Origin of the sequence: Roseinatronobacter thiooxidans (assembly GCF_001870675.1) — a bacterium.
In the GTDB taxonomy this organism is placed as follows: Bacteria; Pseudomonadota; Alphaproteobacteria; order Rhodobacterales; family Rhodobacteraceae; genus Roseinatronobacter; species Roseinatronobacter thiooxidans.
Genome location: NZ_MEHT01000016.1, coordinates 1 through 10,769, shown reverse-complemented (window position 1 = coordinate 10,769; position 10,769 = coordinate 1). Strand labels below are relative to the sequence as shown.

Annotated in this window: 10 protein-coding genes; 9 read left to right on the top strand and 1 reads right to left on the bottom strand. The window is 57.9% G+C overall.

Going from position 1 to position 10,769, the window contains the following annotated elements; all coding sequences use genetic code 11:
• Positions 1-124: 124 nt before the first annotated feature.
• Positions 125-433, bottom strand: coding sequence for a helix-turn-helix transcriptional regulator (locus BG455_RS17690; RefSeq protein ID WP_425438722.1), 309 nt, complete (start codon positions 431-433; stop codon positions 125-127).
• 1,423 nt (positions 434-1,856) lie between these two features.
• Between BG455_RS17690 and BG455_RS08655 the strand changes: the two genes are divergently transcribed.
• The 9 genes from BG455_RS08655 to BG455_RS08615 all read left to right on the top strand — a co-directional run bounded on the left by BG455_RS08655 (position 1,857) and on the right by BG455_RS08615 (position 10,344).
• Positions 1,857-2,072 (top strand): Flp family type IVb pilin, encoded by a 216-nt coding sequence (locus BG455_RS08655; RefSeq protein WP_071469598.1) that lies wholly within the window; start codon positions 1,857-1,859, stop codon positions 2,070-2,072.
• An 84-nt stretch (positions 2,073-2,156) separates the two neighbouring features.
• On the top strand, positions 2,157-3,014 hold the full coding sequence (gene cpaB, locus BG455_RS08650; RefSeq protein ID WP_071469597.1) for a Flp pilus assembly protein CpaB: 858 nt from the start codon (positions 2,157-2,159) through the stop codon (positions 3,012-3,014).
• 42 nt (positions 3,015-3,056) lie between these two features.
• On the top strand, positions 3,057-4,616 hold the full coding sequence (locus tag BG455_RS08645) for a pilus assembly protein TadG-related protein (protein WP_071469596.1): 1,560 nt from the start codon (positions 3,057-3,059) through the stop codon (positions 4,614-4,616).
• A 5-nt stretch (positions 4,617-4,621) separates the two neighbouring features.
• Positions 4,622-5,143, top strand: a complete 522-nt coding sequence (locus tag BG455_RS08640; RefSeq protein WP_071469595.1) for a TadE/TadG family type IV pilus assembly protein — start codon at positions 4,622-4,624, stop codon at positions 5,141-5,143.
• The gene (locus tag BG455_RS08635; RefSeq protein WP_071469594.1) at positions 5,140-5,742 is read left to right on the top strand and encodes a TadE/TadG family type IV pilus assembly protein; all 603 of its coding nucleotides are present in this window, start codon (positions 5,140-5,142) and stop codon (positions 5,740-5,742) included. Before BG455_RS08640 ends, BG455_RS08635 begins: the two co-directional genes overlap by 4 nt.
• Before the next feature lie 48 nt (positions 5,743-5,790).
• Positions 5,791-6,948 carry a CpaE/TadZ family protein gene (locus tag BG455_RS08630; protein ID WP_071469593.1) on the top strand — a complete coding sequence of 386 codons (1,158 nt, stop codon included), beginning with the start codon at positions 5,791-5,793 and terminating at the stop codon, positions 6,946-6,948.
• Positions 6,948-8,384 (top strand): TadA family conjugal transfer-associated ATPase, encoded by a 1,437-nt coding sequence (locus BG455_RS08625; protein WP_245735503.1) that lies wholly within the window; start codon positions 6,948-6,950, stop codon positions 8,382-8,384. The genes BG455_RS08630 and BG455_RS08625 overlap by 1 nt, the downstream gene beginning before the upstream one ends.
• A 4-nt stretch (positions 8,385-8,388) precedes the next feature.
• Positions 8,389-9,351, top strand: a complete 963-nt coding sequence (locus BG455_RS08620; RefSeq protein WP_071469592.1) for a type II secretion system F family protein — start codon at positions 8,389-8,391, stop codon at positions 9,349-9,351.
• Between the two features lie 18 nt (positions 9,352-9,369).
• Positions 9,370-10,344 (top strand): type II secretion system F family protein, encoded by a 975-nt coding sequence (locus BG455_RS08615; RefSeq protein WP_071469591.1) that lies wholly within the window; start codon positions 9,370-9,372, stop codon positions 10,342-10,344.
• Positions 10,345-10,769 lie beyond the last annotated feature (425 nt).

Genomic DNA, 10,769 nt, shown 5'->3' with positions numbered 1-10,769 from the left:
GCAAGGGTGCCGCGTGACGCGTCGGGCGGAAAGCCGCCTGTGTTGTCGCGGCGCTGCACCTGCAGACACTCGCGAAAGCGGCCAGTTAACATACCTCTCCCGTTGACTGAGAATGCGCAGAGCCCTACGTCAGGAACTGCTGTTGTATGCGTGATGCACAACTCGACATGACGAGCTTTGACGTGCGCGCAGAAACGGGCCGAAAAGTATACGACATGTAGGCGCTTTGTGCAGTGCGGGCTCTGCCATATGAATGGTCTCGACCATTCAAATGCCTAACCAAAGCAACCTGCACGGTTATTTGCGCCTTCGCATAGATGTTGCGCAAATGCGTTGGGACAGTTGCTATGCTGTTGCCGGTCCGCGCGACAATATCGGCAGTGTCGCTTCCTTCGCGGATCATTGTGCATATCCGCACCTCTGCCGCTGTCAGTTTCTAGGGGTTTGCCGGTGATAGTGGCGCATCCTTGTTCTGGCCGTCTGAACGCGGGATGGTTTTGGGGCTGCGCGCAACCAACTGGACACCCGTCCCCTGGGCCTTCGTCCCCAAGCTTTCGCGCAAACTGATGCGAGCAGCGCGTAATCGGTCCGCAGCCGACCTCTGGTTTCAACAAAGCTGTAGATTTCCATCTCGTCGATCGTGCGGCCTTGGCGCCCCACAAGGACAAGACCTGCCTTGCGAAAGCCCCTATCCTCCATCCAGAGCCGCGCGCGCGTGTCCAAACTGTCGCACCGCGGCGGGTCCAGCTCGCTCAGCGTCCATAATGTGCCCAGCTGCACATAGCGCAGATCCTCTGGCACCAGTGTCTGATCAAGTTCCCTGATCAAGGGGCGGCACGCGGACCAAAGGTCGAAGTCAACTGTGGCAATTGTCTGGCGCCGCCCGCTGTCAAGACACATCCGGTACGTATGCACCACACGGGCTTGGGCCAGCGCGGAAAAATCACTCTGGCCGCGCGCAATCCGTTTGATGTGTGCAAAGCCTCGGTCAGCTGCATCCCGAAACGTGCGAAATGTTTCAAATCGACGGAATAAGGCAGTGCGGGGCGTTCTGATCGATATGTGGACACTGACATTCAAATGCCCTTTGCGTGCGTATTGAAATTTTTCTGCTCGCAGCCATGGTTCCTAGACCGTTTAGGCACTCGGTTCACTCCCGCCAGCAAGGGCAAGAGTTGTCGTGCAAGGGCGGTGCCGACAGACGAAAACACCAACACATCATTTATAAAAATCCACCCGTGCGGATGATCGAACCCGGCCGATCTGATTGAAATGAAATGTTATAAAAGCCTAAGTTCCTGTTTTGCTACCGAAAGGTGCGAAAAATAATCTCTGCCAAGAATGGGGTCAACGGGAGGCGGCGCTCTGCGTTGCCGCGTTGACCGCGTGCCGGTGCGCGTGGCTTTACCTGCGGGGTAGGGGGGCGCAAGGGGTTTGGGCTGTAGGCGCCGCTCGGTCTTCGTTCCCGGGAATATGACGAGCGCTATTGCCCCACTGAGCAGCGAGAAGCCAGGCCGGATCAGCGCGCTATCCGGGGTGGGCGTCGTGTTGCGAGCTGCAAACCCATGAGCGGAGAATCGCCTGATGGGGCAGGGACCTATGCGACTCGTATCTGGGTGCGGGCGCTTGAGTTCTAGTATTTTATACACGCTAAGGTTGTTTTTTTGTCTCGATAAACAATTCCTATGCGTTTTTTCTCATCCATCGTGACGATGTGGGGCGGGCGGGATGCCGCTAACCTTATCTGTATTCGGGGCAGATTGCTTCCGAACGCCGCCCCCCGGCACGCCCCGGGGCAGTTTGAACCGGACCCCAGCTTTACCCCGGGGCCATGAAACCTGAAATGGAGTACAGATATGAAAACACTTCTCAAGAAATTCGTCCGCTGCGAAAGCGGTGCTGCGTTGGTGGAATACGGGATCGCGCTGCTGGTTGTTATTCTCGTTGGCACAGGTGCGCTGCTCCTTGTTGCTCAGGATACATCAGCGCTCTTTACCGGAGCAGAGACCGCGACAGGTGCGGCTCGCGCGGGTGCCGCTGCAGTCGACGGCAGTGGCGTCACTGCGCGGTAAGGCGATTAATACTGTAGAACATCAGTCACCCGGCCCACCGCCGGGTGACCACCCCATCCCCCACCTCCCACCGGAGCCTGTCCCATGCGCCTCTCTTCCATCCTCATGGCCCTTGTCGGTCTCGGCGTTGCCGGTGGCTCGGCCCAACTGGCGCGCGAAATGATCATGGCGCCGCAAGCCGAAGCCAATGCCGAACGCGCCGCCTCGATGGTGCAGATCGTCACCGCCGCCAGCGAGATCAATCGCGGCGATATTATCCAGCACCACATGCTGCGTATCACGCCATGGCCGCGCGATGCGGTGCCCACAGGTGCCTTTCTGGACCGCGAAGCCCTTTTGCCCGCCAGCGGGCAGGAACCCCGCCGCGCCAGCCGCAGCATGGTGCCGGGCGAAGTGATCCTGAGCGGTAAAGTGTCCGATTTCGGGGGCCGCGTGACAATTTCACAAACGCTTAGCCCCAATAGCCGCGCCGTGGCGATCCGTGTCGATGACGTAACTTCAGTCGGGGGGTTTGTGACCCCCGGCGATTATGTCGATCTGCTGCTGACCCGCACGGTGCGCGATGAACTGGTGACTGACACGATCCTGCGCAATATCCGCGTGATCGGGGTTGACCAGATGTCGGATGAATTGCGAGACGACCCGCGCGTGGCCCGCACTGTCACCGTCGAGGTGACCGCCGAACAAGGGCAGGTTCTGGCCCTCAGCCAGCGCGCGGGCACCCTAAGCCTTGCGCTGCGCACCGCCGATACAGATGACACCCTGCCGGTCGAGCGGTTGCGGCTGAGTGATCTGCTGCCGGAAATGCCCAAACCCGTAGAGATGGAACCCGCTCTGGAAGAGGTTGTGGCCGAAGCCCCCGCCCCGCCACCTGCCCCTCGCGCCAGAACTGTCATTTTGAACCGTGGCACCAGCGAAAGGCAGGAAATCACCCTGCGCTAAGCGGCCCCGCCCATTCGGAATATACCCCTCACGGAGGATGCCATGTCCCAAGACCGCCCCCCCCTCGCGCTGCCTGCCCGCCCCAAGCGCGCTTTCACCCGCGACGAGGACGGGGGCATCCTAGTCTTCTGGGCGCTGTTTCTGGCCGTGGCCTTCGGCTTTGCGGCGCTGACCTTCGACATTGGCCGCGTCGCCAACACCCAATCCGAGCTGCAATCCTTCGCCGACCAGGTGGCTTTGGCTGCTGCGGGCGAACTGGATGGCCGTTCCGGCGCGATTACCCGCGCAACCGCGGCGGCAAACGGATTGATCAGCCGCAGCCAAACCTTTGGCGATGGGGGCGCGATGATGAGCGGGCAAGGGGCATATACGCTAACTTTCCTGTCAGCCCTGCCCGCAGATGACCGCGACCCCGCCACGGCCACAACAACCGACCCCACACGCGCGCGCTTCGTGCAAGTGAGCGTGAACCAGCGCAATGTGCAAACCCCGTTCGCGGCGATCAACGCCACGCTGGTCGGTCGGGCTGGCGCAAATGCCCAAGCGCAAGTGGGTGCCACCGCTGTGGCCGGTGCCGCAGCCTATGCCTGTGATATTACGCCACTGTTTTTCTGCATTCCCTCAGGATGGAGCGCATCGGCCAATACCGGCCAGCAAATCCTTCTGCGCACGGGCGGAAAAGAGCCAAAAAACAAAGACGATGAACAGGACAGAACAAAAGCATTCTGGCAGCCCGGTAATTTCGGCTTTCTTGACCCGGCCTCGTTGGACGTAGACCCCGATGGTGCTTGCAGCAATCAGTCAGGGGCAAATTTGTATCGCTGCCTCGTAGGTGCCGAAAGCGCGATCACCCAGTGCATCCGCACTGATGCAGGGGTCGACACGCTGACAGGCCAACGTCAGGGCCTTGCGAGAGCATTTAATACCCGCTTTGACATATACGCAGGGGCGTTGAATTCCCAGCAGAACAACCCGTTTTATCGCCCTGCACCAAATGTCCTCTCCGACATCTGGGAACCAAGCAGTGGCAAGGCCAGTGTGGATGCACCAAGCCTGCCCAGGGACATTTGTATTGAAGCCGGAACCTGCCGGTTCGGAAATAATGACTGGGATCGCACTGGCCTGAACAGTTATCTTGCGCTTTACCATAATAACGAGTGGCCGTTGCAAGGCGACCCGAATGCACAGGATCGGCCGTCTCGTGACAAAATGACCCGCTATGACCTGTACCTAGCCGAAATTGACACGGCACGGGCACGGATGAATGATGACTGGCCCCTGACAGCTGCCGGATATGAGGGTGTCGGCCTGCCGGGAAACCACAGGGATGCAAAAACCCCGGCCCAGCGCGCGCTGTTGGACCCCGCGCGCCGGACGATCATCGCTGCGGCAGTCGACTGCGAGTCAGATGAATTTACAGGAAAGAGCAAAGTAACGCCGCTGGAATATGTCCGAGTTTTCATGACCGAGCCGGTTCAGGAGATGGGTGGCGACGGAAATGGTGACATCCTTGTCGAGGTGGTGGAATCTGTCGGCGGTGTTGGAAGCGGGTCAGGGGCTGCGTCCGGCATCTACCGCGAAGTCATCCAGTTGTATCGGTGAGCCAGATGCGCGCGCTTTATCCCCATATCCGCAAATTCCGCCGCAGCCAGTCCGGTGCCGCGCTGGTGGAGTTTGGCATCAGCCTGCCGCTGATCCTGATCCTCGCCTTCGGAATGATCGAGTCGATGCGTCTGCTGTGGTCGTTTCAGGCTGCTGTCGCCGGGGTTCGTGACGCGACACGCTATGTCGCGCGCACAGAGCGCGACAACATTTGCATACCGTCAACCGGAACGCTTGATATCTCAGACGCAGATCTTGTCCGCATGGTCACCACCTCGATCAATGGCGGCGCCATATTCCCCGCTGGTATAACCGTGACCGGAGTGACGGCGACACTCAACTGTACCAATACAAAAACAACTCCGTTTAATGTTGAGCTGAGGCAGGCTGTCGTGCCGGTTGTGACGGTCACGGCCAACCTGACCATGCAATTCCCCATGACGGCTGTGTTCCGGCTGGCGGGCGGTGACGGGTGGGGCACGATCAACACCTCTGTTGTTGAGCAAGCAAGGATTTACGGCCTATGACCCCGCGCCCCCGCCCCCATCGCTGCCCTTATCCGGTTCGCCGTTTCCTGCGCGCGGAATCCGGTGCAGGGCTTGTTGAATATTCGTTGGTGATCTTGCTGTTCCTTGTGCTGCTGTTTGGGATCATCGATTTCGGGCGGCTGGGCTTCGCCATAGTCAGCGCAAATAAAGCCAACCAGATTGCCGCGCGCATTGCCGCTGTGCGCGACCCGGTTTGCCCCGGGGTGCCCACGACCAATGAGCGCGGCACGACCACAAGCGCCAATTTTGGAACCCTGTGTCGTGCCGGAACAGGCATCTGCGCGACGCGTCCCGAGCTGACCTGCCCCGGTGACGCCAGTCATCCCACTGCGGCAGAAATCTTCAACGCCATCCGGCCCCTGATGCCGCCAAATACCGGAATTGAGGATATTCGTTTCCGCTACACGCATGACCCGAACCTCGGGTTTCTGGGGGGGCCGTATATCCCGATGGTCACGGTCGAGTTTGCAGAGGTCGATTTCAACTTCGTTGTGCCGCTCTGGGGGAATGCCACAAACATCACTCTGCCGAGCATGAGCGTCTCATTGCCCGGCGAAGACATGAAGAACGGATTGTGAAGCGCCAGAATACGCGTGGTCATTTGGATTTACGAAAGGAAAGATACTATGAATGTCACTTACGTATTCCAGTCTTCCGAAAAGGCATCGGCAGGCAAGAATGGGGACGCCGCACCGTTGGGCGATATCTTGCCGTCATGCGAGGTCATGAAAGACCGACTGGAACATGTGGAAGAGAATGACGCATCGACTAGGCCCGCGGACTTGAAGCCACCGCCTGACCCGAGTGAACCGCCGCTTTTGCTGCGCGATCAGGCGCGCTCGTTCGATGCCTCGGTGCAGAAATATCCGGACGATGCGTCCGCCGCCGCTTCGGTAATTGCCTTAAACGACACACCTGCACCTGCACCAGAAACGGCAACATACGGGGCGCCGGCAGTGCAGAAACACAATTTACCAGTGACATGGGTGCCTCCCAACAGCAGGTTGATCCTTGTCGCGCGCTCGCGTGGTGGAATGGGCGCTACTTCACTGGCCGTAAACCTTGCGATTGAGCTTCAGGACCGGCGTGGCCTGTTTTCCGCATCACCGCAGCGACGGGTCGCGCTGGTGGATCTTGATCTCCAGTTTGGCACTGCGGGCAGCATTCTCGACGTCGAAGATCGCGGTGGCCTGCTGGCACTGGCGAGGATGGCAGATGAACCAGATGCGCAAGCGGTTCGCAACGCCCTTATAACGCATCAAAGCGGGCTGAAAATACTTCCTGCGCCGCAAAAAGCTATTCCGCTGGACGCGCTTGATGGACTGCGTGTCGGGGCGATCATCGACGGGCTAATGGCGCAAAACGATTATGTTGTGGTCGATCTACCACCAGCGCTTGTCTATTGGCTGGAGCCTTTGCTGCAGCGTGCGGATCGACTTTTGATGATTACCGACCTTGCAGTCCCATCTGTGACCAGCGCCCGAAGACTTATTGATCTGATGCGCGAAGACAACCCAGAGCTGAAAGTCGATATCGTCGTCTCACGAGAGCGTAAGCCTCTTTTTCAACGCGAGTTGCACCGGAATGTCGCCAGCGCTCTTGGAGGGTCGCTGCGCCACTGGTTACCTGATGAAACAAGGCTGTCTCGGCAGGCGCTCGACCGGGGTGAACCATTGGTAGAAATGTCGCCGCGCTGTCCATGGTCGCGCGCGGTGCGGATCCTCGCACGCGACATAGAACTGTCTGTCAAAGCTCCGAATATTGGCAAAAAGGATCAGGTATAATGTTTAAAGAGTTCGATTTGCAGCGGCGCCGAGAAAAGGTCCGTCACAAGCCTGTTCCAAATGGCGTTATGGCCGCATCGCCCGGAACTGCGGATAAACGCAAGCAGGACATCTCTTTACAGGCTTCGCTGCCAGAGCCTGAAAGCATATTCACCGCGATTGATGACACCTTGCGCGCGCATCTCGATCTCAAGTCTCGCCTGCATGAGGAAATTTTGGGGCGTGTCAATCTCGCTGTGCTGGACCGGGTCGAGCGTTCCGCGCTCAAGCGTGAGATTGCAGGGCTGGTCAATGATTTTCTTGCAAGCGAAAACCATCCCATGCGTGCCGATGACGCCGATATCCTGACGGAAGAGTTGATTGATGAGGTGCTGGGGCTCGGCCCGTTAGAGCCTCTGCTTGCAGACCCAAGTGTCGCCGACGTTTTGGTAAACTCGCACAAAAATGTGTACGTAGAGCGCTATGGCAAGCTTGAAAAAGTGCCAGTTCAGTTCCGGGATGAGCGTCATCTGATGCGGATCATCGACAAGATTGTAAGTGGTATTGGCCGAAGGGTCGATGAAAGCCAGCCTTGGGTAGATGCACGGCTCAAGGATGGCAGTCGTGTCAACGCGATTGTGCGTCCTTGTGCTATCGACGGCCCCACGCTCTCGATCCGGAAATTCTCGCGCGACCCGCTGACACTCGACCGTCTGGTAGAAACTGGGACGCTGACGCCCAGTTCCAAAGAGTTGCTGCGCGGGCTGGTCGAGGCACGGGTGAACCTGCTTATCTCTGGCGGGACAGGTTCGGGCAAGACAACCATGCTGAATGCATTGTCAGCCTTTATCGATCCGACACAGCGCATTGTCACCATCGAGGATGCCGCCGAACTTCAGCTTAAACAGGATCACGTTGTTCGCTTGGAGACGCGCCCGGCAAGCATCGAAGGATCATCCGCTATCACCCAGCGCGACCTTGTGCGAAATGCATTACGGATGCGCCCCGACCGGATCATCGTTGGTGAGGTGCGTGGGTCTGAAGCCTTCGATATGCTTCAGGCGATGAATACCGGGCACGATGGGTCGATGACCACAATCCATGCAAACACTGCGCGGGATGCACTTTCTCGGCTCGAGCAGATGGTCGTGATCATGGGGGGAGAAATACCGATCTCGGCGGTGCGGCGGCAGGTCGCTTCTGGCTTGGAAATCGTTTTGCAACTCGCGCGTCTTGCCGATGGTCGGCGCCGGATCATGTCGATTTCCGAGATCACTGGCATGGAAGGCGATGTCATCACCATGCAGGATATTTTCCAGTTCAAACAGCGCGGCCGGGCAGAAAATGGTGATGTGATCGGCGAATTCGTAGCGACTGGCATCAGACCAAAATGCGCTGAACGCCTGTTGGAATCTGGCGTGAACATTTCATCAGATGCCTTTATGGCAGGAGGATAGGCGCATGGCAGATTTTCTTTCTCGCATAGATCCCAACCTGCTTTTGTTTATCGGGATATTCATCGGGGTGCTTCTTCTGGTAGAAGGCATACGGCAGGTTTTATCACGCCGCGAAACGACAACAGAGGCGCGATCAAGGCGGATGAAGATGGTTTGCGCAGGCACCAGCCAAGCCGAACGGCTCGCGATTCTGGCTCCTAAACGCCATTCCAACGGTTCGCTGCAAGGATTCATGTTGCAAGGCTTGCTGCTCGATGCAGGTTTGCCACCGCGCCCATGGCTTTTCGCTGGTGCTGCTGTCTTGTCAGCGGCCCTCATCGCGGTGGCTTTCAAAGCCGTGATCGGACTGTTTCAGGCAATTGCCCTCGCTGTCGCAATTTGCATTGTGTTGCCGTTTCTTCTGCTCAGGGCCGCCCGAACCAAGCGCCGCAACGCGCTGGTGGCCCAACTTCCTGACGCGCTTGATTTGATGGCACGCGGCTTGAAGGCAGGGCACCCGTTGAACACATCAATCGCCACCGTCGCAGACACCATGCCCGACCCGATCGGGTCGGAATTTGGCATTATTGTCGACCAGGTCAGCTATGGCGATGACGTGGTGACAGCGGTGCGCAAACTGGCAGAGCGCGTACCGACAGAAGATTTTCAGTACCTTGCGGCAAGCATTTCTATCCAGCACGGAACCGGCGGCAATCTGGGTCAGGTTTTGAATGTCCTAGCCCAGGTCATTCGTGGGCGTGTCATGATGCGGCGCAAAATCAAGGCGATGTCCGCCGAAGGAAGGATCTCGGCCATGATCCTCTCGGGGCTGCCCTTTGTGATCTTCGGTCTGAACTCGATCATCACGCCAGAATATTATGGCGGCGTGATGGACTATCCGCTGTTCATTCCGCTCGCGGTGGCGGCGGTGGGTCTTGTCATACTCAATGCATTGATCCTGTTCAAACTCGTCAATTTTCGAATCTAGCTGCAAAGGAATTGGGTCATGCTTGCCACAATCAATCAAATTGCAGAAAACTTCGGGGCCGATCCCCGCCATATCGCGCTGGCTGGATTGCTGATCGGAACATTTCTGGTCTTCCTTGCGATCGTGTCCACGATGCGAGGGAAAAGTACAAATCAGATATCACGGCGTTTGCAGGCGATAGATGCGCCCGCAGATATCATGATCGAACCAGAGCGTGATCCCAACGGCTTTGGCAAAGCTTTCATGCCGACCAAGAAGGCGGAACGCAACAAGTTGCGCCGCGATCTTGCGGATGCAGGGTTTGACGGGCCGAATGCGGTACTCCTCTACTTCACATTGCGGACCGGCGTGGGACTCCTCCTGCCGGTGTTGCTGACTGCTATTGTTATTCTGCGCGAGTCGTTACCTCTTCCTGATGCAATCAGAGGGCAGTTGGGGGAAGTGGACTCCGCCCAACTTCTGATCGGCTGTGCGATATTCATTCTGGTCGGCTTTTTCAGTCCCGCCATCTGGTTATCGGCGCGGGCAGCCGAGCGGCGCGACAGAATAGAAAAATCCTTTCCAAATGCGCTGGACCTGATCCAGATATCAGTTGAGTCTGGGCTTGGCTTTGATGCGGCACTTGCCCGCGTAGCGGATGAATTGTCCATGGCAGCCCCAGATCTTAGCGCCAATTTCAAAGTTGCACAGCAGGAGATTTATGCCGGGCAGGATCGTGAAAAGGCGTATCAGGCGATGGCTGAGCGGCTGATGATCAGCGAGGCGCATGCCTTTGTGAATGTGGTGCTACAGTCTTTTCGGTTCGGTACAAGCCTCAGCCAAGCCCTGCTTGCTTACTCCCGTGAAATGCGCCAACGGCGTGAAATTGCGGCGCAGGAAAAGGCGAACAAGCTGCCGGTATACATGTCGGCAGTTATGGCTGGCCTAATGATGCCAGCCCTATTGATTGTGACGATTGGACCGGTTGTGCTACGCTACATTGAGGGCTTTTAGCGAGAGGGATGCCGTGACTGGGCTGGCTTGGGCTGCGCGCAATTGTGGTGGGCAGCCAGCTGTCAAACATGCTGGCGCACAAACCCAAGATGAAGGTCTTGGTTGCACAACCTAACAAGATGGCCCGGTTGATCTGGTGATGGTTACAAAGAACGAGGGCTGACTCTTTACAAAGCCTCGGCTCCGGCGGTCGTGACATGATGCTTACATCGAACCGGTAGCGACCTGGGCAACACCACGACCGGCCGCATTGAGGCCTCCCTCCTGAAATATGCCGCGCCGGGCCTGCACGACTGCTTCAGGAATTCCGCGTGATAGGCCGGCTGAACCGCCCCGGTTTACCGGAGGGCAAAACTCTCGGAGAATTGTCCTCCGGTAAACCCGGGGCGTGTGTGGATGCCCCCTATTTGGCAAGCGTTATCTTC